This is a genomic window from Streptomyces sp. NPDC037013 (assembly GCF_055607265.1).
This window is the reverse complement of sequence record NZ_JBVJRV010000002.1, coordinates 102,920-124,378: the sequence shown is the minus strand read 5'-3', so window position 1 is coordinate 124,378 and position 21,459 is coordinate 102,920. Positions and strand designations below refer to the sequence as shown.

Here is a 21,459-nt window from a genome sequence, read left to right as displayed (position 1 = left end):
GACCGCCGTCCGCCCGCCGCCATCAGCCGGTGAGCCGCCAGGTGTTCAGCGCGGTCCGGTGCGTCTTCACGCCCTCGTCCGCGGACCAGAAGTCCTCGCGCCAGGACAGCTGGATCGCGTACTCCGTGCCGTTCTCCGCGATGTAGCTCTGGTTGACGGCGTGGATCGTGCGGCCCGCGTCGTCGGTGTACGTGTACTCCCAGAACGCCCCGTCGCGTCCCTCGAAGGTGTTCTTCTGCAGCCGGACCCGGTGGTAGTCGGACTTGTCCGGGGCGGCCTTGGTGTGCCTCTCGATGTTCTTGAAGTTCTCGTACGAGGTGTAGGGCGCGTCCGTGACGACGCCGACGAGGAATGCCTCCCGTCCGACGGGACCCGCATAGGTGATCTGGCCGGGATGCTCGGGGTTGACGGACTGCCGGGACCACCCCGCGGGCACCGCGAACGAGAAGCCCTCCTGGTCCGTCACCCGCTCGGATCCCGCCGGGACCCCCGAGGTGCCGGTGGCGCCCGGCTCCTCGTCGTTCCCCGACTCCGCGCTCGGCGACGGTGACGGCGACGTCAACGGGCTCGGGGTGGCGCTCGGCTCCTCGGACCGGCTGACCGCCGGCCTGTCGTCCTTGCCCGCGCCGTCCGTCTTGTCGTCGCCGTTGTCCTGCCAGAGCAGGATGCCGGCCGTCGCACCGCCGCCGACGACGAGCGCCGCGGAGAGGGTGGCGACCCAGACCCCGGCCCGCCCACGGGTCTTGGCGGCGGGCGGCTGCTGCCCGATGTGGACGGCGTGCGGGTCGTACGCGGGGACGGGGCCCTGGGGGTGGGGGTGGGGGTAGGCGTACGCGGGGGTGGGGGTGGCTGTGGGTGTCCCTGTGGGGGGCGTGGTTGCGGCGGGCTGGGCGAGGTCGGTGGACGGCGCGGTCGGGGGAACGGCGGGCGGCCCGTACGCGGGTGCCGGAACGGCGGCGCTGTGGCCCACCATCTGCAGCAGATACGGTGCGACCAGCGCGGCCGGGGCGATCCACAACAGCCCGAACAGCAGCATCTCCGGGATCCCGATGCCGAGCTCCACGCCGCCGCGGCCCCCGGCACCGGAACCGCCGAATCCCGAACTCCCGTCGAGCGCCCGGCCGGACAGCTCGACGCCGAGACCGCTGAAGCCGGCGAGCAGCAGCACGAGTCCGAAGAAGACACCGGCGGCCAGCAGCGCCTCACCCCGGCTCGCGCAGCGCCGCGCGGCGAGCACGCCGAGGGTCAGCGCGCAGACCAGGCCGAGCGCCAACGCGCCCACGATGGCCCAGTCGTTGGTGACGTCGCCCAGTTCGGAGAGGCCGAAGGAGCCGCTCTGGTGCCCGCTCCCGTACAGGGAGCTGCTGCCGTTCACGGATGCCTTCGCGTCCGCGCCCCAGCCGATGCCGAGCGCCGTGACGGCGAGGTTCGGCAGGACGAGCAGCGCGACCAGGAGCGGGGAGATGTCGGACTCGTCGAGGTCGGTGACGTCGGCCAGATCGTCGACCTGGGCGAGGCTGATGAAGGCGATGACCGAGCAGAGCACGAGGACGACGGCGAGGGCGCGCAGCGCGGTGCCCGCGGCCCGGATGAAGGACTGCGCGCCGGGGCGGGCGGCCACCCACGGCGCCAGGTCGGGCCGGTGCAACACCCCGCAGGAGACGGCGAGTCCGAGCACCAGCGCACCCAGCGCGGCGAGCACCGGCGACGACGAGAGTTCGATGCCCTCGATCTCGGGCTGCGCGAAGAGGGCGAGGGCGAGGACGCCCGCGGTCACGAGCAGAGTGACCCGGACGGCGGCCTCGAGACCGGGGGTGCGGCCGCCCTGGGCGGCGCCCCGTGCCGCGAGGCGGTTGCGCAGCACCCGTACGCCGATGAAGAGGGCCAGGATCCACAGCACGGTCACGGTGAGCGGCACGAGATGCAGGGAGGCCGAACCTTCGAGCGCGGAACCGGAGGACGAGTCCGAGCCCAGGCCGAGGCCGGAGTCCGAACCGAGCCCCAGGCTGCCGTCGGAGTCGCCGAAGGACGGACGCTCCTCACGGCCCGTCAACTCGAAGCCCCCGCCCACCGCTTGGAGCAGCATCGCGAGCGCGATCCGCATCCGGTCGGTGAAGCCGACGGCGGCGTCGTCGCCCTGCCCGTACGCCGGGATCGCCAGCGCGACGGCGCCGATCAGCAGCAGGGCGACCGGCCACAGCGCGGCCTGCGCGGCACCGGCCCAGTCCCCGCGGAACGTACGACCGAAGAAGGCGGCGACGGGTGAGGGGGTGGCGGGGCCCGGCGTGGCCGCGGGCGCGGGGGTGTGGGCGGGCGGGGGCGGCGGCGCGGGTGCCGCGGGAACGGCCGCTGCGGGGGCGGTGGTTGGGGCGGGCGGGGCCTCTGGCGCTGCCGGGGCCGAGGGGGCCGTCTCGGGTGGGGTGTCCGAGGGGGCCGACGTCTCCGTCGGACGTTCCTTGCCGCACTTCATGCAGAAGCGGGCCTCTTCCGGAGCGGGAGCCCCGCAGTGTGGGCAGTACGACGCCATCGAATCGCTCCGTCAGTCCAGGAGTTCACCAGCAACAGGACCGACCCGTAAGAACCACATAAGGTTGTGGTCGGGTCGTTACAACGGACACATCTTGCCCGCTGGCCGGTTCCCGTCGGCACGGGATACCCGTTCTCGACTGAAGCGTTACGTGACGGTGAGGCGTTACGTGACGGCGGCCCGCCGCCCTCGGCTCAGGCCTGCTTGAAACCGCGGTGCAGCGCCACGACGCCGCCCGTGAGGTTGCGCCACGCCACCTTCGACCAGCCGGCGCCACGCAGCCGTGCGGCGAGCGCGGGCTGGTCCGGCCAGGAGCGGATCGACTCGGCGAGATAGACGTACGCGTCCGGGTTCGAGGACACCGCGCGGGCGACCGGCGGCAGCGCGCGCATCAGGTACTCCTCGTAGACCGTCCGGAACGGGCCCCACGTGGCGTGCGAGAACTCGCAGATCACGACTCGTCCGCCGGGCCTCGTCACGCGGTACAGCTCGCGCAGCGCGGCGTCCGTGTCCTGGATGTTGCGCAGCCCGAAGGAGATGGTGACGGCGTCGAAGGTGTCGTCCTTGAACGGCAGCTTCGTCCCGTCGCCCGCCGTGAACGGCATCCAGGGGTGGCGCCGCTTGCCGACCCGCAGCATGCCGAGGGAGAAGTCGCAGGGCACGACGTACGCGCCGGCCTGCGCGAACGGCTGCGAGGAGGTGGCGGTGCCGGCGGCGAGGTCGAGGACCTTCTGCGCGGGGCGGGCGTCGACCGCCTTGGCGACCTCCTTGCGCCAGAGGCGGGCCTGGCCGAGGGAGAGCACGTCGTTGGTCAGGTCGTACCGTTCCGCCACGTCGTCGAACATCGTGGCGACTTCGTGCGGCTGCTTGTCCAAGGAGGCTCGGGTCACCCGGCCATTGTGTCAGGCCGGTCTTCTCTCTTGACGTCGGCCCGCTCCGCCTGCGGCGGGCTCTTCGCGCAGTTCCCCGCGCCCCTTATCGGGCCGTCGTTCACCTGCGGGCGCGTCGTGGCTGGTCGCGCCGTTCCCCGCGCCCCCAATCGCCTGCGGCGGGCTCCATGCGCAGTTCCCCGCGCCCCTTGAAAGGCCCGTCGTTCGCCTGCGGGCGCGTCGTGGTTGGTCGCGCAGTTCCCCGCGCCCCTTGTCGGGTCAGCGGGCGCGGTATACCAGGCGGCCTGCCAGGACCGTGGCCACGCAGGTGGTCGGGCCTCGGTGGACCAGGTCTGCTCGGTCGGTGACGTCGAAGATCGCGAAGCGGGCCGGGGAGCCTGGTGTGGGTGGGGGGAGGAGGATCAAGGGGGTCGGGGAGAAGGACGGCGGGCCGGGGAGGCGGGGCGGGCGTTGGCCCACGGCCAGGCCCGCCCTGCGGACCGCATCCAGGACGGGGCGGGCGCGGAGTTCGCCCGCCACCGCCACCGTGCCGTGGGCGAACAGGCGCTGGACACCCCGGCGGGCGCTGGCGCCCAGCCGGGACGGGTCCCTGCGGAAGAGAGCCGCCGCGCGTTCGCCGCCGATGGGCTCCGTGCCGAGGTGGTCCGCCTCGCGCGGGTCCGGGTGGTACGTGGCCTCCAGCAGCTCGGGACCGTACGGGTTGAGCAGGCCCGGCGTGAGGATGCTGGGCCAGCGCCGGACGCGGGCGGCGGGGTGCGCGGCGGCCAGCTCCTCGTAGGGGCCGACGGCGGCGACGGTCGCCCCGTCGACCAGGACCGCCCCCTCGGGCGAGCCTTCGGCGACGTGCAGTGTCAGCAAGGCGCGCTCAGTTCGTGGCGAGGAGCTTCAGCTCCGGGTGGGCCGTGCCGCCCTCGATCGCCGTGGAGGAGATGTGGGAGGCGACGCGGTCGTCGACCGGGTCGTTCGCCGGGTCGTCGTGCACGACGAGGTGCTCATACGTGGTGGCGCGCTGGGCCGGGACGCGGTCCGCCGTACGGATCATCTCGATCATCTCGCGCAGGTTGGAGCGGTGCTTGGCACCGGCCGACGAGACGACGTTCTCCTCCAGCATCACCGAGCCGAGGTCGTCCGCGCCGTAGTGCAGGGTCAGCTGGCCGGCCTCCTTGCCGGTGGTCAGCCAGGAGCCCTGGATGTGGGCGACGTTGTCGAGGAAGATCCGCGCGATGGCGATCATGCGGATGTACTCGAAGATCGTCGCCTGCGTGCGGCCCTTGAGGTGGTTGTTCTCGGGCTGGTACGTGTACGGGATGAAGGCGCGGAAGCCGCCCGTGCGGTCCTGCACGTCGCGGATCATGCGCAGGTGCTCGATGCGCTCGGCGTTGGTCTCGCCGGTGCCCATGAGCATCGTGGAGGTCGACTCGACGCCCAGGTTGTGGGCGGTCTCCATGATCTCGAGCCAGCGCTCGCCCGACTCCTTGAGCGGGGCGATGGCCTTGCGCGGGCGCTCGGGGAGCAGTTCGGCGCCGGCGCCCGCGAAGGAGTCGAGGCCCGCCGCGTTGATGCGCTGGATCGCCTCCTCGACAGAGACCTTGGAGATGCGGGCCATGTGCTCGACCTCGGAGGCGCCGAGGGAGTGGATGACCAGCTGCGGGAAGTTCTTCTTGATCGCCGCGAAGTGCTCTTCGTAGTACTCGACGCCGTAGTCCGGGTGGTGGCCGCCCTGGAACATCACCTGGGTGCCGCCGAGCTCCACGGTCTCCGCGCAGCGGCGCAGGATGTCGTCGAGGTCGCGGCTCCACCCCTTCTTGGTGTCCTTGGGGGCGGCGTAGAAGGCGCAGAACTTGCACGCCGTCACGCAGACGTTCGTGTAGTTGATGTTCCGCTCGATGATGTACGTCGCGATGTGCTCCGTGCCCGCGTAACGGCGGCGGCGGATGGCGTCGGCGGCGGCGCCGAGGGCGTGCAGCGGGGCGTCGCGGTAGAGGTCGAGCGCCTCTTCGGGGGTGATCCGCCCACCTGCGGCGGCACGGTCGAGGACGGACTGAAGGTCGGCCTTCTCGGTCACCGGGGCGTCCCTTTCGTAAGGGTTGTGGACGGACTCCCAGCCAGCGTACGCCAGCGTCATCGGCCGTCCGACGTGGGCGTCCGACGTGGGCTCAAGCCGCGTAGCCGCCCAGGAGGAGTCCCACGAGAGCGCCCGAGATCAGGAAGGGCCCGAAGGGGATCGCCGTCTTGCGGCCGGCCCGGCGGGCGATCACCAGCCCCGCCCCGTAGAGCGAGGCCAGCAGGAACCCGGCGAAGGTCCCCAGCAGCAGCACCCCCCACCCGTACCAGCCGAGCACGGCCCCCAGGGACAGGGCCAGCTTCACGTCGCCGAACCCCATGCCGTCGGGGTTGATGAGGAAGAGCACGAAGTACGCGCCGGCCAGCGCGAGCGCCCCGTACAGCGCGCCGAGCCAGGAACCGCCCTGCTCGGGCAGGAGCGTCACCGCCGCGAGCAGCGCGAGCGTGGCACCGGCGAGCGGCAGCGTGAGGACGTCGGGCAGCCGGTGCACGGTGAAGTCGACGACGGCGAGCAGCACGCCGAAGGGGACGAGCACCAGCCAGGCGCCCAGCTCCGGCCGGGTGCCGGTGGTGACGGCGACGGCGGCGCAGACCAGGGCGGTGACGATCACCACGCCCGCGGTCGAGGGCCCGTACCCGCCGCCCTGCCGGCAGCGGGCGAGCCCGACCCACGAGGAGAGGGGCTGCCCCGCGGGGGTCTCGGCACGCCAGTCCTCCTCGGGCGGTACGGAGAGCCGGTACGCGGCGCGCGGCACGAAGAGCCCGGCGAGGGCGCCCCAGAGGGCGGCACCGAGGGCGAGGATCAGCTCCAAGGGACTCCTCCGTGACTCCGTGGGTCGGCGCCGGGGGCCGGTACGGGCCTGGCGGGGTGGGTGTGGGGGCGAAGGGTGGGGTGGGGGGACGGTCCTCCGGGGGCGGCACGGGGTGCCGGGGCGGCCGGGGACGACCAGCCGGCCCCGGTCCCGGCCCCGGCGTCGGCCCCGGCGTCGGACACGTAGAGGCGCTAACCGGCCGCCGAGACCCCGTTGCGCCAGGTCGGCAGCAGCTCGTCGAGCAGCGCCTCCGTGCGGGGCGGCAGCCCGCGCGCCCCGCTCCGGGCGACCAGGTCGGCGGCGACGCGCTGGAGCCTCGCCGGGTCCTCGGTGGCGTGCGTGGCGCGGAGCAGCTCGTTCCAGAGCCGTTCGTCGCCGGGCGCGGAGCCGAGCGCCGCGTCGAGCGCCTCGATCGCCTTCTCCGCCCGCCCCTTCTCCAGGTGGAACTCGGAGAGCGCGAGGCCGATGTCGGCGACGAGCAGCGGCAGCTGGGCGTCGACGATCTCGTGCGTGAGCCAGCCGTACCGGTCCCGCGGCCGGTCGGCGAGCAGCGGCCCGCGGACCAGGACCAGCGCATCAGTGAGCATCCGGCCGCGCACGGCCCGGTTGCCCGCGCCGCGCCCCTGCGTCGCCTCGTGGTAGAGCGAGCGCAGTACGTCCAGGTCGGAGACGACGGACTTGGCGAGCGTGAGCCGGCCGGTCCGGTCGGCGCGCAGCCGGGGCGCCCCGTCGGGGTCGGTGCCCAGCCACTCGCGGAGCCGCTCGATGAGCGCGTCCCGCACGTCGTCGGTGACGCCGCGCGGCCAGAGCGCGGAGGCGAGCACCCGGGGGTGCACTCCCTCGCGGTGCATGAGCAGCAGCGCGAGCGCCTCGTGCATCAGCGGGCTGCGCTCGCCGTCCGGGGTCTCCAGGCCGATGATCTCGTACGTACCGACGAGGCGGGCGTAGACCGCGGGCCGCCCCTGCTCGGTGACGTCGACGAGGAACGGCGGCGCGGCGCCCGCGGGGCCGGCCCCCGGACCGGTCGGAGGGGTGCCCGAACCCTCGGGGTCGGCGTCCGTGAAGAGCTGGACGACGGCCCGCTGCTGGGCCTCGGGCAGTGACTGCGCGGCCAGTTCGAGTCCGAGCAGCGGCGCGAGCAGCTTGCCGTCCCGGGTGATCTCCATCTCCCAGGCGGCGCCGGGCAGCTCCCCGGACTCCGTACCGACGAGGTAGCCGATCCCGAGCCGGCTCGCGTCGGCGGCGAGTTCGGCGAGCTTGACGGCGTCCTCGCCGCTCGGTTCGGCGGCCAGCAGGACGAGGTGCGGGGCCCAACGGGTGTGCTGGGCGGGGCCGGTGCGGCCGGTGAGCACGGAGTCGTGTCCGGCGGCGCCGAGCGCGCCGCGCCGCTGCCGCGTCTCGGCCTCCATGGTCTCGATGAGGGCCTCGACGTCCTCCAGGTGACGCAGCCGGTTGGGCGCCAGCGGGGTGAGGTCCTGGCCGAAGCCGACGACGGTGATGGTCATGCGGTCGGACCAGCCGTTGGTGGCGAGTTCCGCGGCGACCGAGGCGAAGACGGCGGCGCGGTCGGCCTCGGCGCCGCTCAGCGAGACGATGCCGGGCACCGACTCCAGGTTGAGGAGCAGCCGCGAGTCGTCCAGGGTGCCGAGGCTGACCAGGCCGGGGTAGGGCGCGGCGGTGTCCACCTCCTCGTACCTCTCGGCGTCGGTGCGCGCCAGCACCCAGAACGTCTGGTCCTGCCCCAACTGCCAGGGAGCGGGCGGCCGTCCGGCGGGCTGGGCGAGCTGGAGGTGCAGGTCGCCGTTGGTCAGCCAGGCGGCGTACACGGTCGGCAGGGCCCGGTTCTCCTCGGCGAGCGAGGCGGCGAGGCCGCGCAGCGACAGATCGAGGAGGCGTACGCCCTCGGGGTCGGCGCCCACGAGCAGGGCGTCCTGCGCGTCGGCGGCGGCACCGGTCGGCGTCGGCGGCTGCATGCCACCGCGCCCGCCGACCGCGCCCATGGCCGACTGCCACAGGGCGTGCCGGCGACGGCGGCCGAGCGCGCCGAGCAGACCCGCGGCGAGCAGGGGCGCGCCGAGCAGGGCCTCGGGCAGCCCGAAGTCGAAGCCCTCGGAGTGGCTTGAGGGGTGCGCAGAGGCCTCGGGGTTCGCGGGGGTCTCGGCGGCCGGGGCCTGCGGCATGGCGGGCTTCTCGGGGGCGCCGGGGCGCTGTTCGGGCAGGACGATGTGGGCGGTGTCGCGGTCGACGGAGCCGGTACCGGTTCCCGTACCGGTGCCGGTGTCGGCGCCACCTTGGTCGCCCTGCTGGCCGCCGGCGCCACCGGCATCACCGGTCCTGGAGTAATCGGAGATCTGCTCCTGGACGTCCTCGGAGACCTTGGGCGCCTCGTCGGGCATCTCGACGAGCTCGCCGCCGTGCGCGTCCGCGGGCATCTCCATGATCCAGCCGGGCCGGATCAGGCTCGCCTCGGAGAGCCGCGAACCGTCGGGCTGCTCGCGGTCCTTGTTGAGCTGGTAGATCTCCTTGTACCGGCGGCCGTCGCCCAGGTGCCGTTCCGCGATCTCCCACAGGGAGTCGTGGTGGCGCCCCTCGGGCGGCTGGATCCGGTAGTACTTCGTGTCCCCGTCCTTGTGCCCGGCCCCGCCGCCCACGTGCGCGGCGGCCTGCTCGGCCTGCTCGGCGAGGGCGCTCGCGGCACCGGCGGCCTGCTGCTGCTCCTGGCCGAAGAGCCCCGGCGTCTGCTGGGCGGAGGCGGCCGAAGCGGGCTTCTGGTTCCCCTCCAGGGACTGCCCGAACTGGGAGAGCCCCGGCGCGAAGCTGGCCGCGGTGGCGCCGACGAGCAGGACCGCGGCGACCAGTTGCCGCGCGAGCATCTGGCTGCCGCCCGCGCCCGGCACCCGGCTCGGGATGCCGACTCCGGAGAGCGCGGCCTTTATCTCCACGAGCACACAGGCGGTGAACTGCGCCCAGGCGAACCAGACGACGACGGTCAGCACATTCACGAACGTGCTGACGGTGATCTCCTGCTGGAGCCAGTCCAGCGAGGGCGCGCCACCCGGCAACGGCCATCCCACGAAGACGACGAGGGCCCCGGGCACCCCGACGAGCAGCACGGCCAGCGCGACGAAGGCGAAGAAGGCCTTGACGAAGTCCCCGAGGGTGCGCCGGCGCCCGGGCAGCGGCTGCGGCGTACGGTTCCGCGGTGCCTGCGGGTTCGGCGGGCTCGTCGAGCGTGAAGTGGTGCGCGCCATGGCGGGTGTCCTGGTGTCCTGTGGGGAGGAGTGGATGGGAAGAGGGGGTCGGGTGAGCCTATCGGGGTGATGGTACGGAAGGGGCCGGAGGTCAGACAGGCCCGCACACCAAGACCCCGCCCGCTTCCTGCCGCCCCACCCCATAGGCCCGATTCCCACCCGGACCACTCACGGCCCCGGCCATTCCCCCGACCCTCAAGAATCGTTCGATTACGCTCATCCCGACGTCGACTTCGACATCGACTTCGATTCGGCAGGACGAGTCGACCTGGGAGGGACACGCACATGGGCGGCAAGGGCAAGAGCGACCTCACGATCCCCCTCACGGACCTGGAGGACTACGGCAGCCGGCTGCGCTCCATCAAGAACCGCATGAACCGCACGAAGAAGACCTTCGAGTCCTACGAGGACGACTTGGGCGACGGCCGCATATACGACGCGCTGGACGACTTCGAGTCCAACTGGGAGGACGGCCGCGAGGACATCGGCCAGCAACTGGACCAGCTCGCGGACCTGTCCGACGCGGTGGTCCGCGAGTTCAAGAAGCTGGACGACGACCTCACCAAGAAGGTGAACGACGCGGTAAAGGTGGACGAAAAGGGCGGCAAGGGCAGCAAGAGCGAAAAGGGATCCGGAAAGTCCAAGTAGCCGCTGTACCGGTTCACTTCGCCTGCCCGTGAACGCCCGCGAGTGTCGCGCCGTCGCCCAACGGATTCTCGAAGCTGACCAACTCCACGAAATGCCTGAGCAGTCGCCGGTAGGCGTCTCGCCGGTGCAGCGCCGTGGTACCCAGCGTGAAGACCGCGATCCGCCTGCCGTCGGGGTGCGGCAGATGAGCGTGAACCTGGAGAAGAGGCGACTGGGCGAGAGGACTGCCGAGGAGGCGAGACGGGACCCGCGGCGTCCGCACGGTTTCGCCGAGTGTGACGGGGTCGCACGAGACGCCCTGGTCGACGTACTCGACGTTCGCGTACGGAAGCCCGCCGGGGGCGAGCACGGCGGTCCGGGCGGCGGTGACCGCCGGCGGGGCGGTGGCGATGTCCTGCCAGACGAGGGTGAGGAGCGAGAGCAGCGGCGGCTTGTCGGCTCCAAGCCGCGCACGCCCGTCCGACCCGTCTGGGCACTCCACGTCATCGCGATGCAGACCGATCGAACAGTAGGCGGCACCCACGGCGCACATCGCCTCCAACAACTGCTGCGCTGAGGCAAGTTGCCCCAGAAGAAGCTGCCGGTGCCCCTCGTCGGGAGCGGAGTCCAGGAGCGGGGCGAGGGCGGCACCGGGAGCGTCGAAGGGCACGGCGGTGAAACCCGGAGGCTCGGCGAACCAGATGTCGGCGTGGGGGTTCTTGGCCGAGTCGTGGACGGTGAAGGAGGGGGTTGTCATGCCAGTTCGCGTCTTCCCGGTACGAGATCAGGGGCGGGCGGGGCGGACGCCGACGCGCCGACCGCGCTCGATGTCCTCGGGGGTGGCGCCCCACTCCTCGAACCCGTGCCGGCCGTCTGCCGGCCCCAGCCGCTGGTCGAGTACGTGCAGTCGCCGGGGCGCACGGCCGTCAGCGGTGGGAGCGGCAAGGAGACCGATGAAACGGGGGTCGCCGGCAAACCACACCACTTCGATCTGTGCCTTCAGCTCGGGCTCGGCCCGGGGAGCCATTCGCCGACTCCACCACTCCGTACGCATGTGCTGACCGAACACCATCGGCATGCGCCGATCGGGGTGGGCCGGATTTCGCAGTTCGAACCACCCGTACTGCTTTCCGAGCACGCCGGGGTACTGGGTCAGCCCGTTCGGCGTGTCCCGCAGCACCTGCCACGGATACGTCCGCAGGATGCGCCGCATTCGCAGCGCCGTCGGAAAGTAGAGCACCTGGATCAGGATCCGGTACGAGGCATAGGCCAGGAACGGGACGAACAAGAACGAGAAGCCCGGAGACAGAAAGACGACCAGCACGGCCAGCAAGCCGAACCAGGTGCCGATCCAGCCGACGAGGCCGAACACGTTCATGGCCATGTGAAGCAGCCAGGCATTACGGGTCGGGGAGTGTGTCCAGGCAGTGGGGCAGTCAGTGGGGTTCATCAGGCACTCTTTCCGGCGCTGAGGGGAGATCAGGGGAGAACATGGCGAGCAAGGTCCACGATTGCCGCACTGTCCACGCCGAGTCGGGCACCATCGATTCCCGCCACAGCGCCGTCCTTGATGCCGTCGTCGTCCGCATCCACAAGACTGCTCACCAGACCGAAGCCGGCGGTACCCACACCGACGGAGCTCGACGTGACCGTCACGGTTGCGGCAGCCTTGCCGGGGTCTCTGGCACCGCGCACCAGGTAACTGATCAGGGGGTTGTCCAGGCGGGAGATGCTCTGCGCCTGCTCCAGGGTGTGGCTACCGGTAGCTGCCAGTCTCTGTCCGAGGCTGACGGCCCCGCCCCCCGTGCGCACGGCATTCGCCGCTGATCGCGTCCCTAGGCCCACGGCTCCCAGCCCCGGAAGAGCACCCACGGAATCGCCGCCGACGGTGACAGCATTGCTCCAGAAGTCGGTGTCCAACTCGCCTTTGGTGAACCCGTCCTTCAGCGAAGCCCACATCTCTGCGTCCTGGGACAGCCGCAACCCCGCCGCCCCCGCGCTCAACGCCGAGGACGCCAGCAGCAGCACGGCCACCAGCACCGGTCCGAGCGGTCCCGCGAGGATGAGTGCCACGAGGCCGACGACGCCGGCGACAGCCGCGAGGATGTCGGGCAGGTTCTCCGTGACCCAGTCCAGCGCCTTGTCGAAGCAGCCCGGTTCGTGCGGCGCCAGCCGGTCCGTCGCGTCGCGGATCTTGCGTGCCCTGTACGCGGCCTTCTCCTCGTGCTCGTACGCGAGGTCCCGCGCCCTGCCCAGGATCCGGTCCAGCGCCGCCTGCGCCTCCTCCACCCGCCCGTCCGCTCGCGCCGCCGCCTTCTTCCCTTCGCCCGGGTGGCCGCCTTCCGTGCGCGCGGCGTCCGCTCTGTCCTGTGCCCGTTCCAGGGCCTCCCGTGCTGTCTTCGCCTCGCCGTTCAGGCGTTTCGCCCGGTCCTGGAATGCAGCGAGTTCGTCGTGCCAACGGTTCAGGTGCCGGGCGGCCTTGGAAATCGAATGGGCCGCGTTGCTCAGGTCCTTGGGCAGGCGGCCGTCCTCCAATTGCTCCCGGAAGGCGACCGCCGCGTCACCCTCCCAGTAACTGCCGTCCATGAGCTTCGATACGACGCCGTGGGTGTCATCGAGGACCTTGGCGCAGCGGACGAGTTTTTTGTGCAGCGCCTTCACGGTGTCGGGGTCGCCGGGGACCGGGTTGAAGCCGAGGCCGGGGTAGTCGGCGTCGGGGTCCTTCTCGAGGCCGGGCGTGTACGTCACCTCCTGTTCCCGCCTCCGTCGCCGCTGACGCCGCCGGCCTCGCGCCGGGCCTTCTTCTCCGCCTTGTTCCGGGCCTTCTTCATGGCCTCCTCCAGCGCCATGTCGACCTCGCGGTAACTGTCCTTGCTCTTGCCGATGATTTCCGCCAGGTCTTCGGTCTGTTTGCCGATCTGCTCCGTGCCGTACTTCCACTCGTCCTGGAATTCTTCGCAGGCCCTGTCGAGATCATCGGTGCCGAGCCCGGTCGTGGTGGCGTCATTCAAGGCCTTGCGGAGGCCTTTCAGGGAGTCAGTCGATGTGTCGAGCAGTTTCATGAAACGGGAGAGCTCGTCGTCATCGACCTTGAGCTTGCCGGCCATTCCCACCTCCGGATGTCAGCGGTTGACGGCCTGGATCTCCTGGACATGCACGTCCTGTGCCACGCCGAACCGCCCATCGGGCAGCTGCGACCCGGCGTTCCCCGTGCCGGACCAATGGATCTTCCAGGTGACCGTGGCGGTGAGCCGGTAGGCGCCGTCGGAGGCCCGCAGGTACGTCACGCCGCACGGTGGTGTGCCGCCGCCGGCTCCCCTGCGGTACGGCGTTCCGATGTGCCCGTCCACGAGGGGACACTCACCGGATGCCGGGTACAGCTCGGCATCCGGTGTCCCCGGTTCGATCCTCATCGAGCCGGGCTCGGCCGTGGTGGTCGCCTCGATGCCGAGTCCGGGGACGGAGGCCGTGACCGAGACCGGTCTGAGCGTGGCCTTCCCCAGCCATGCCCACGTCGGCAGGTTCACCGTCGACGTTTTCTCTGGCCTCAACTCGACCCTCGTACCGGGAACCCGGATCCGGGCGTAGGCGAGCTGCGCGAGGATCTCCGGCGTGACCGCCTGCGGGGCGTCAGCGGGCGGCGGGGCTCCTTTGGCCACCCAGAAGGGGAGTTTGTCGCAGTCCTGCGCCTCCGGGTCCGCCTCTCGCCCTTCGGTGACGAAAGCCCCCCACCACGTCCCGTTCTCCGCCTTGTCCTTGTTGAAGTCCCTTTCGGAGTCGCCGCCCTTGTCGAGGTAGCGACGTTGCGTCTTCTTGTCCCAGCCTGCGGACGTGGACGTCCCCATCCACTGTTGCCGCATGTAGCCCTCAAGGGATGTCGGGGTGTACTTGGGGGCGTAATAGCAAGCAGGAGGAGTCCACGACGTGGCGGCTGAAGAGACGGGGCCGGCAGAGCTGCCGCGGGCGTTCCCGGAGACGTCGTAGACGATTGCTCCGGCCGACGCGGAGAGGATGCGGCCGTCGGCTGCCCCGGTGACGTCGGCATGACTCACTGCTGACGGCATGCCACCGAATGAGCTTCCTCCTTGCGGAGGGGCCTGGTCGGCGCAGGCGCCCAGCGAGGCGCATGCCCAGACGGTTCCTGCCACCCCGGCGGTCGCGGCAGTGCGCAGCACGCGGCTCACGGCCGGCAACTCGCGGCACCACGCGAGGAAGCCACCTTCATGAGCTCCCACACCCCGCGCTCGTTCTTCCTGACCTGCGCGCTGTAGGCGACGTAGCTGTTCCTGCTCGCCTTCGTGCGCTTGATCTCGCCCGTCTCGGCGTCCTTGCCGAAGCCCTTGCTCTCATCGGCGCAGTAACCGATCGCCGCGTCGTCCCGCGATTTGACCTTCACTTTCCGGTTGAAATACCGCACCGTCCCGGTGACCGTCCAGCCTGAGTCCTTGAAGGACTTCACCCAGTCGCGGGCAGCCGAGGCGCCCTCCCCGTCGGTGTAGAACTCCAGGGCGGGCAGTTGTGGGTCGCCGGCCGTGATGGCCATGGTGAGCGCGCGGATCATGTCGGCGTTGTCCCGCAGGACCGCGTCCTTCTCGGGGTCTCCGGCCCGCTCCGGAGCGAAGGTGAGGGTCACGTCCGACGGGAGCTCGATTTTCGGGCGGCCCGTCCTGGCCCGTGGGGGCGGCGGTGGGGGCGTCGGGTTTGCTCTGCTCGTGTCCGCGCCCGCGATCTTGTCGTTGTCCGCGGGCGTGCCGTCGTCCGGGCCGCCGCAAGCGGTCAGTATCAGGGCCGTGGAAGCGGTGAAAGTGGCCATGACGAGGCGGGCAGGGCGGCGGTCCACGGGGGCTCCTGGGGGCGTGGGGGCGCTAGAGCGGGGCCACGCTATCCATCGGGGCGGGGGCTCCTGGGACGTTGTGAGGGCGTCGGAGCCGCCCCCGTGGGGCGTGCGCGGTGGCTCACGGGGGCTCCACCGGGGACGGAGCCGTTCCGGTGGGCGGCAACCGCCCCTGGCATACGCCGAGACTCATCATCAATACGTGTGATGAGCCGAGTGGACGCCGCTCATCCCCCTGCCGCGGGTCCACTGCCCCGCGCCCCGCCCACCCTCGACGGAGTCTCAGCCGACCTCGTTCTCCGCGACCGCCCGGCCCCTCACCGTCACGTCGCCGCCGTAGAACAGGCCGGTGAAGACGGGGCTGTAGGTCATCTGCACCTCGACCTCGACCTGCTGCGGATTGGCCCGTACGCAGTGCGTGTTGGCGACGTCCGCGCCCTTGAGGCCGGCCTCCTCGACGTAGGCCTTGACCCGGGCACCGCAGTTCTCGAAGTTGATGGGCGCGCCCTTGGCGCCCTCGTAGATGTCTTCGAGTTCGAGGTCCTGCGCGGCGTACCGCGCGGCCTGTTCCGCGATGTCCGCGGCCCGCTCCCGCTTGGAGATGGAGAGCCCGCCGTCGATGACGAACGCGGCCAGGGCGATGAAGACGAGCGCGAAGATGATGACCGCGCCGGCGCCCGAGCCCCGGTCGTCGAGGCGTGCGCGGCGGGACGCGATCCAGTCCCGTACGACGGGGTGAGGTGTCACGCCGACCTCCGGTACGGGTCGAGCGGCGAGCTGAAGGAGGCTTCGAGCCGGGTCGGGATGTCGAGACCGAGCATGGCGAGGCCCCTGACCTCGCAGCTGACCTCGACGGTGAAGAACGGGTCGACCTTCTCGTCGAAGCCGTCGCTCTTCTGGACGACGGAGACCGGGCCCGAGCAGACGTCGGCCAGGTCCGCCCGCGCGGCCTTGCGTGCCTCGGAGAGCGCGGTGCCGTGGTTCTTCTGGATCGAGCCCGCGCGCGCCGCGTCGCGCGCCGCGCCGTCGATGGCGCCGCGGCCGTCGACGAGCTGGCCGAAGGCGACGAGGACCAGGATGAAGAGGATCATCACCGGCGCGAGGATCACCACTTCGACGGTGGACAGACCACGATCGTCCCGCAGGCCGTGATCGTCTCGCAGGCCGCGGTCATCCCGCAGCCCGCGACCGTCCCGCACGCCGCGGTTATCCCGCAGGCCGTGACCGCCCCGCAGGCCGCGATCGTCCCGCACACCACGGTCATCCCGCAGCCCACGACCATCCCGTCCCCGTCGCACAGCCGCCCCCACCGAGCGGGCCACCCGCGCCCACTCCAGCGGCAACCCCGCCGTGCGACCCCAGCCCGCCGTCCCGCGCGGTCCCGCCTCCGCGTCCCGTATGTTCCGCATCAGTCGGCGTCCTCCACGAACCGTTCCACCGGTCCCGACGACCGTGCGTGCACCGTCAGATCGAGTCCCGGGAAGACCGTGGGGACCCTGGCCGTGATGTCCACGCCCACCGTGTCCTGCTCAGGCTGGATGGTCTTCACGTCCGGGCCGAGCACCAGCTTCGGGCCGAGCTGGCGGATGTACGCGTCGGCCACGTCGTTGGCCTCGCCCCGCCATCCGCCGGGGTTCTCGTCGGCCGTGGCCCGGGCCTTGCGCGCGCCCGCCTGCGCCGCCGCCTGGGCGACGTGATCCGCGAAGAAGTACAGCGCGAACTGCACCGTCGCGAAGATCATGAAGAAGAGCACCGGGGTGAGCAGCACGAACTCGATCGCGGTCATGCCGGATTCGCCGCGGGTGGAGGCGGCCTCCACCCTGCGGCGTACGAATCCACGCATTCCCCGCACTCGAACCCCGTCGCCCTTCACGATGCCGCGAGCTGCCCGTCGTCAGTGATCAGTGGTTAGTGATCAGTGATCAGTAGTCAGTGGTCAGTTACCTGTACTCAGGTGCCGGACGTCGGTCGTCCGGGCCGGCCCGGCGTCAGCAGGTGCTGCCGGCGTCCGCACCCTCGATGCAGTCGCTCACCTTGTCGGCACCGCCCTTCAGGGCGGCGTTGATGACGGCCGCCACGACCCCCACGATCGCCACCACGACCGCGGAGATGATCACCCACTCCACCGCGGACGCGCCGCGGTCCAGTTCGCCGGAGCGGGCCCGCTGGACGCGGCCCTTCAGGAAGGTCACGAGGAAGTCGACAGCCGGGTGACCGAAGTTCCGTCCGTTCATGATGAGTTGTCCTCTCATAAGTGGTGGGGGGAGGAGGCGCCGGGCCCCGTTCTGCCGGCGCCGTCGTCTGGGGGGCTCGCCGCACCTGGATCAGGCGCGGCGCCGCTAGACCTGGAACACGCGCATCGCCGCCGGGAAGATGAGGAAGACCAGAAAGCCCGCGCACAGCAGGAGCTGCGCGACCAGCATCGACTGGGATTTCTCGCCCGCGCTGCCCTCGATCTCGGCCAGTTCGCGGTGGCGCATCGTCTCCGCGCGGGAGGCGAGCGACTCGCGCACCTTCGCGCCGTCGTCCGCGACCAGCGCCAGGGACGCCGACAGGTCCTTCAGCTCTTCCACGCCCAGTTCCTCGCCGAGCGAGCCGAGGGCCTGCCACTGGCTGACGCCGGTGATGCGGGCGTCGGCCAGCGCGCTGCGGATGCGTTGTGTCGCCCATCCGTCGGAGACTTCCGCCGCCGCCATGAGCGCCTCGGGCAGACCGCGGCCGCCCGCGAGGCTCATCGACACCAGGTCCAGATAGGCGCCGATGACGCGGCGCAGGTCGCGCCGCTTCTCCGCCGCGTCCCTGCGTACTTCCAGGTCGGGCAGGAAGAAGAAGAGCGCGCCGAACATCAGCGCGAGCCACACCGGGATGATCGGGCTGCGGCCGACGCCGAGCGTGTAGATGACGGCGAAGAGGAATGGGCCGAAGAACACGCCCGCCGCGGCCAGCAGCACCTTCGTCGCCAGGAACTTCTCCCAGCTGCGGTCGAGGACCGCCAGGTCCGCCCGGAGCGAGCGCTGCTCCCAGCCCTGCTGGAGGTAGAAATCGGCGACCCGCGCGCCCACCCGCGAGCGCATCGTGCCGAAGCGGCCGGGGCTCTCGGTGTCCGCGATCGCCCGGTGCGACTCGTACGCCGCGCCGCGCGCCCGCATCGCGTCGATGCGGGCGACCGTCGCGACGGCGCTGCGCTTGGACGGCATCAGGGCGCGTACGAGGACGAAGACGCCGAGGCCGAGGATGGCGCCGATCAGTACCGGCATGGTCAGGTTCATCGCCGTACCCCCTCGGACGGGTTGGTGTAGCCCGGCAGGACCTGCTGGGCCGCGCCCGGCCTGCCGAACTGCGGCGCCTGCCGCGGGTCACCCGCCACGGGCGCGCCGCCGGGACCCCGGGGACGTACGAACTGCACGCCCGGCTCGTCCCTGACCAGGAAGCGGTCCGGCGTCTCGACCGTCGACAGCTTCCGCAGCCACCAGAAGCCCAGCGCGAACAGGGCGCAGACCATGGCGAGGACGAGCTGGCCGACGGGCGTGCCGTACGGCTCGACGAACTCGCGGTTGAAGATGGAAAGGCCGAGGACGAACGCGATCGAGACGGCCACCACGATCTGCACCGAGCGGCGGGTCGAGGCGCGCTGCGCCATGACGCGCTGGCGCATGTCGACCTCCTCGCGCGCCGACTTGGCGAGCGCGCCGAGGACCTGGCGCAGGCCGGGGCCGCGCAGCTTGGCGTTGAGGATGAGCGCCGCGACGATGATGTCCGCCGAGGCGTCGTCGATCTCGTCGGCCAGCACCTGGAGGGCCTCGGGGAGCGGGGTGCGCGCACGGAGACGGTCCACGAGCGCGTCCAGGTGGGGGCGGAGCACCGGGGCGGCGGCCCGCGCGGAGGCGGGGATCGCCTGCTCCAGGCCGACGGCTCCCGCGATGGTGTCGCGCAGCGACTCCGTCCAGGCGGCGAGCGCCTCGACGCGCTTCATCTGCGCGCGTTCCTCCGCCGCGCCGCCGAAGAGCTTGTCCCAGAAGAAGACGAGGATGCCGGAGGCGAGTCCGGCCACCGCCCAGCGGGTGAGGAGCAGGACGACGAGGCCGACGCCGATCGCCGCCGAGCCGCGCCGGCCGATGAAGCGGATCAGTTCGTTGGCGCGCTCGCTCGCCCTGTGCTTCTCGTGCTCGGGCTTGACCGGCATGCCGCGCAGGGCGACGGCGAGCAGCGCGAGGCCGCCGCCGGCGGCGACACCGCAGGCCAGCGCGTACAGGACGGGCAGCGAGAAGAGGCCGCCCATGGAGCCGAGTGCGTTCATGTCGTGCTCACCCCCATTGCCCGGCGGGGCGGTAGCCGAACGCGGCCAGGTCGTCCATGCAGGCGATCGGCGCGTGCGCGACGACGCGGCCGTCGGGGGCCTCCGCGAAGACCTCGCTGGACAGGACGCGGCCGTCGACGCCGTTGACCTCGCGGATCGAGGTCACCATGCGCTGGAGCTTGCCGCCGGACTGGTAGTTGTTGCGCCGCTGGATGAAGACGACGAAGTTGACCGCGCCCGCGACCAGCATCTGGCTCGCCTCGATGGGCAGGCGTTCGGAGGCCTGGAGGGCGTACGTGGAAATACGGTTGAAGACCTCGCTGGAGCTGTTGGCGTGGATCGTGGAGAGCGAACCGTCGTTGCCCTGCGACATCGCGTTCAGCATCGTCACGATCTCGTCGCCGAGGACCTCGCCGACGATGACGCGGGAGGGGTTCATGCGCAGCGAGCGGCGGACCAGCTCCGCCATCGAGATCTCGCCCTGGCCCTCGGAGTTGGGCAGGCGCTCCTCGAAGGCGACGACGTTCGGGTGGAGGTCGGCGAACTGGTCGAGGCCGAGCTCCAGGGCGCGCTCGACGGTCACCAGGCGCTCGTGCGGCGGGATCTCGTTGGCGAGCGCGCGCAGGAGCGTGGTCTTTCCGGCGTTGGTCGCGCCCGCGATCATGATGTTCTTGCGGGCCCGGACCGCGCAGGCGAGGAAGTGGCCGATCTCCGGCGTCAGCGTGCCGTTGCCCACCAGGTCCGACATGAAGACCTTGCCCATACGGGCGCGGCGGATGGAGAGCGCGGGGCGCCGCGTGACGTCCATGACCGCCGACAGACGCGAACCGTCGGGCAGGCGCAGGTCGAGCTGCGGGTTGGCGGAGTCGAAGGGACGCGACGACAGGCCGGAGTACGCGCCGAGGACCTGGATGAGCTCGACGAGCTCCTCGTCGGTCTCGGCGACGGGGTCGGCCTTGGTCTCGCGGCCGTCGGCGTATCCGACGAAGACCTGGTCGCAGCCGTTGATGTCGATGTTCTCGACCTCGGGGTCGTCGAGCAGCGGCTGCAGCCGTCCGACGCCGAAGAGCGCGGCGTGCACGGCGGCCGCGTACTGCTCCTCGGTCTCCGCGTCGAGGGGGGTGCGCCCGGCGTTGATCTCCGCGCGCGCGTACTCCTCCAGGATCTGCGCGATGACGGCGCGGGCGTAGTGCCGCTCGTCCTCGCCCGACATCGGGGTGACGCCGGAGACCTGGTCGATGCGGCGCTGCTCGGCGATGCGGTCACCGGCCTCCTGCCGGAACCGCTTGACGAGCTGGTGATCGACGGCTGTGCTCATCGGCCCGTCCCCGGCTGCTGGGCCACGGGGTTGGTCCAGGCGGCGCCGTACTGCTGGTACAGGTCGACGGTCACCTTGCGGGCGGAGCGGATGAGCAGCGACTTGTCGAGGCGGCCGCGCCTGCGCCCGGCCAGCTGGTCGGCGCCCGCCGGGTCGTCGGCGAGGGTGCCCACGACGCGGGCGCCGGTCTGCGCGGCCATCAGCATGTCGTTGACCTGGTGGACGAGTTTCGCGGAGGTCGCGGGGTCCGCGATCAGGAGGACGCCGATGAGGGGCTGGGCCAGCGAGGCGGCGCCGCGCGAGCCGCCGTGCAGCTTGGCCGCGAGGGCGGCGGCGCGGTCCCGGACGCGGGCGATGGCCTCGGGTTCGGTGCGCGAGACGAGCAGGACGAGGGCGGCCTGCGGGAACAGCTCGACGGCCGGGGTGTCGCCGCTGATCCGGCCGCAGTCCGCTATGACGTCGGCGGGCGCGTGCGGCGAGTCGGCGAGCTGCGAGAAGGCACGGCCGAGCGTCGGCCAGAGACCGGCGAGTCCGGCGGCCTGCTCGGCGATGCCGAGCCCGACGAGGACCTCGAGGCCGCCGCTCAACGGCTGGGTGTGGTCCCAGAGTTGGTCGGGCACGAGGCCGCGGCGGGCGGTCGCGGCGATGGAGAGCATGCCGGTGTTGGGGTTGAGCGGGCCGCCGTGCGCGGCGGCACTGCGGTAGACCAGGTCACCGCCGGCGGGGTCGGTCTCCGCCACCAGGACGCGGCGCGGCCAGACGGCGGCGAGCGCGACGGCGGCGGTGGTGACGCCGGGAGAGCCCTTGTCGGCTGCGAGGGCGATGAGCGCCATGTCTCT

Annotated in this window: 21 protein-coding genes; 1 reads left to right on the top strand and 20 read right to left on the bottom strand. The window is 71.7% G+C overall.

The window, feature by feature from the left end; translation table 11 throughout:
• Positions 1-22: 22 nt before the first annotated feature.
• The 6 genes from ACZ7DY_RS05655 to ACZ7DY_RS05630 all read right to left on the bottom strand — a co-directional run bounded on the left by ACZ7DY_RS05655 (position 23) and on the right by ACZ7DY_RS05630 (position 9,544).
• Complete coding sequence (locus ACZ7DY_RS05655; protein ID WP_471130548.1) at positions 23-2,527, bottom strand: zinc ribbon domain-containing protein; 2,505 nt, start codon at positions 2,525-2,527, stop codon at positions 23-25.
• Positions 2,528-2,721: 194 nt separating this feature from the next.
• A complete protein-coding gene (locus tag ACZ7DY_RS05650; protein WP_471130545.1) occupies positions 2,722-3,417 on the bottom strand; it encodes a demethylmenaquinone methyltransferase in 696 nt (231 codons plus the stop codon).
• A gap of 258 nt (positions 3,418-3,675) precedes the next feature.
• Positions 3,676-4,275: an imidazolonepropionase-like domain-containing protein gene (locus ACZ7DY_RS05645; protein WP_471130544.1), complete on the bottom strand. Its 600-nt coding sequence runs from the start codon at positions 4,273-4,275 to the stop codon at positions 3,676-3,678.
• Positions 4,276-4,282: 7 nt separating this feature from the next.
• Positions 4,283-5,482, bottom strand: coding sequence for a cyclic dehypoxanthinyl futalosine synthase (mqnC, locus tag ACZ7DY_RS05640; protein ID WP_471130541.1), 1,200 nt, complete (start codon positions 5,480-5,482; stop codon positions 4,283-4,285).
• Positions 5,483-5,573: 91 nt separating this feature from the next.
• Positions 5,574-6,293, bottom strand: a complete 720-nt coding sequence (locus ACZ7DY_RS05635; RefSeq protein WP_471130539.1) for a prepilin peptidase — start codon at positions 6,291-6,293, stop codon at positions 5,574-5,576.
• A gap of 191 nt (positions 6,294-6,484) precedes the next feature.
• The gene (locus ACZ7DY_RS05630; protein ID WP_471130536.1) at positions 6,485-9,544 is read right to left on the bottom strand and encodes a BTAD domain-containing putative transcriptional regulator; all 3,060 of its coding nucleotides are present in this window, start codon (positions 9,542-9,544) and stop codon (positions 6,485-6,487) included.
• Positions 9,545-9,829: 285 nt separating this feature from the next.
• Here ACZ7DY_RS05630 and ACZ7DY_RS05625 point away from each other — a divergent pair, with 285 nt between their 5' ends.
• Positions 9,830-10,192 (top strand): hypothetical protein, encoded by a 363-nt coding sequence (locus tag ACZ7DY_RS05625; protein WP_471130533.1) that lies wholly within the window; start codon positions 9,830-9,832, stop codon positions 10,190-10,192.
• Between the two features lie 13 nt (positions 10,193-10,205).
• On the opposite strand, the gene ACZ7DY_RS05620 is transcribed toward ACZ7DY_RS05625, so the two are convergent.
• The 14 genes from ACZ7DY_RS05620 to ACZ7DY_RS05555 all read right to left on the bottom strand — a co-directional run bounded on the left by ACZ7DY_RS05620 (position 10,206) and on the right by ACZ7DY_RS05555 (position 21,453).
• Entirely contained in the window at positions 10,206-10,928 is a 723-nt protein-coding gene (locus ACZ7DY_RS05620) for a hypothetical protein (protein ID WP_471130530.1), read from the bottom strand.
• A 27-nt stretch (positions 10,929-10,955) separates the two neighbouring features.
• Positions 10,956-11,555 (bottom strand): hypothetical protein, encoded by a 600-nt coding sequence (locus ACZ7DY_RS05615; RefSeq protein ID WP_471130528.1) that lies wholly within the window; start codon positions 11,553-11,555, stop codon positions 10,956-10,958.
• Positions 11,556-11,650: 95 nt separating this feature from the next.
• Positions 11,651-12,919, bottom strand: a complete 1,269-nt coding sequence (locus ACZ7DY_RS05610) for a putative T7SS-secreted protein (protein ID WP_471130525.1) — start codon at positions 12,917-12,919, stop codon at positions 11,651-11,653.
• A complete protein-coding gene (locus ACZ7DY_RS05605; protein ID WP_471130523.1) occupies positions 12,916-13,278 on the bottom strand; it encodes a hypothetical protein in 363 nt (120 codons plus the stop codon). The genes ACZ7DY_RS05610 and ACZ7DY_RS05605 overlap by 4 nt, the downstream gene beginning before the upstream one ends.
• 15 nt (positions 13,279-13,293) lie before the next feature.
• Positions 13,294-14,364, bottom strand: coding sequence for a hypothetical protein (locus tag ACZ7DY_RS05600; protein WP_471132319.1), 1,071 nt, complete (start codon positions 14,362-14,364; stop codon positions 13,294-13,296).
• Positions 14,352-15,011, bottom strand: a complete 660-nt coding sequence (locus ACZ7DY_RS05595; RefSeq protein ID WP_471130520.1) for a hypothetical protein — start codon at positions 15,009-15,011, stop codon at positions 14,352-14,354. The genes ACZ7DY_RS05600 and ACZ7DY_RS05595 overlap by 13 nt, the downstream gene beginning before the upstream one ends.
• A 276-nt stretch (positions 15,012-15,287) precedes the next feature.
• Positions 15,288-15,752, bottom strand: coding sequence for a TadE/TadG family type IV pilus assembly protein (locus ACZ7DY_RS05590; RefSeq protein ID WP_471130518.1), 465 nt, complete (start codon positions 15,750-15,752; stop codon positions 15,288-15,290).
• Positions 15,749-16,186 (bottom strand): TadE/TadG family type IV pilus assembly protein, encoded by a 438-nt coding sequence (locus ACZ7DY_RS05585; RefSeq protein WP_471132316.1) that lies wholly within the window; start codon positions 16,184-16,186, stop codon positions 15,749-15,751. The genes ACZ7DY_RS05590 and ACZ7DY_RS05585 overlap by 4 nt, the downstream gene beginning before the upstream one ends.
• Positions 16,187-16,413: 227 nt before the next feature.
• The gene (locus tag ACZ7DY_RS05580; protein ID WP_471130515.1) at positions 16,414-16,848 is read right to left on the bottom strand and encodes a TadE family protein; all 435 of its coding nucleotides are present in this window, start codon (positions 16,846-16,848) and stop codon (positions 16,414-16,416) included.
• Positions 16,849-16,993: 145 nt separating this feature from the next.
• Positions 16,994-17,239, bottom strand: a complete 246-nt coding sequence (locus ACZ7DY_RS05575) for a hypothetical protein (RefSeq protein ID WP_471130512.1) — start codon at positions 17,237-17,239, stop codon at positions 16,994-16,996.
• 105 nt (positions 17,240-17,344) lie between these two features.
• Positions 17,345-18,274: a type II secretion system F family protein gene (locus ACZ7DY_RS05570; RefSeq protein WP_471130510.1), complete on the bottom strand. Its 930-nt coding sequence runs from the start codon at positions 18,272-18,274 to the stop codon at positions 17,345-17,347.
• The gene (locus ACZ7DY_RS05565; protein ID WP_471130507.1) at positions 18,271-19,302 is read right to left on the bottom strand and encodes a type II secretion system F family protein; all 1,032 of its coding nucleotides are present in this window, start codon (positions 19,300-19,302) and stop codon (positions 18,271-18,273) included. The genes ACZ7DY_RS05570 and ACZ7DY_RS05565 overlap by 4 nt, the downstream gene beginning before the upstream one ends.
• Before the next feature lie 7 nt (positions 19,303-19,309).
• Positions 19,310-20,620 carry a CpaF family protein gene (locus ACZ7DY_RS05560; protein ID WP_471130505.1) on the bottom strand — a complete coding sequence of 437 codons (1,311 nt, stop codon included), beginning with the start codon at positions 20,618-20,620 and terminating at the stop codon, positions 19,310-19,312.
• The gene (locus tag ACZ7DY_RS05555) at positions 20,617-21,453 is read right to left on the bottom strand and encodes a hypothetical protein (protein WP_471130503.1); all 837 of its coding nucleotides are present in this window, start codon (positions 21,451-21,453) and stop codon (positions 20,617-20,619) included. Before ACZ7DY_RS05555 ends, ACZ7DY_RS05560 begins: the two co-directional genes overlap by 4 nt.
• Between the last annotated feature and the right edge of the window lie 6 nt (positions 21,454-21,459).